A 389-nucleotide genomic window follows, 5' to 3' on the forward strand; every position below is an offset into this window, starting at 1 on the left:
GCCGTTCGAGCCTGTGCGAGCACCTTGCGCTACGCAGCATGCTCGAAACCGAAGCCGCGCGACTGGCCGCTATCAACCGCTCCAAGGCGGACTTGGCGATGTTGCGCCGTCTCCTGAAGGCGCGCGGGGAACAAAGCGATCATGAATCGTGCGCCTTGTTCGTGGACGCCGACACGGCCTTTCACTGTGCCATTGCGCGGGTATGCGGCAATAATGCGCTGTCTGAGTTGTACCGCTACTTTTCGAACTCCGTTCGAATGAACACTCTGGCCGTGCTGGAGGATGAAGACTTGCCTGAGCCTGGCCTGGATGCCCATGAGGCGATCGTCGATGCGATCGAATGCCAAGACCCAGACGGAGCCGCAGAGGCTGTGCGTAATGTCGTAGCG

Annotated in this window: 1 protein-coding gene; it reads left to right on the top strand. The window is 60.4% G+C overall.

Annotated elements, in window-relative coordinates:
• Positions 1 to 11 precede the first annotated feature (11 nt).
• On the top strand, positions 12 to 389 hold a 378-nt coding region (locus tag RVY79_RS17840), incomplete at its 3' end, for a FadR/GntR family transcriptional regulator (RefSeq protein WP_317465848.1).

Source organism: Chromohalobacter sp. HP20-39 (assembly GCF_033052815.1).
In the GTDB taxonomy this organism is placed as follows: Bacteria; Pseudomonadota; Gammaproteobacteria; order Pseudomonadales; family Halomonadaceae; genus Chromohalobacter.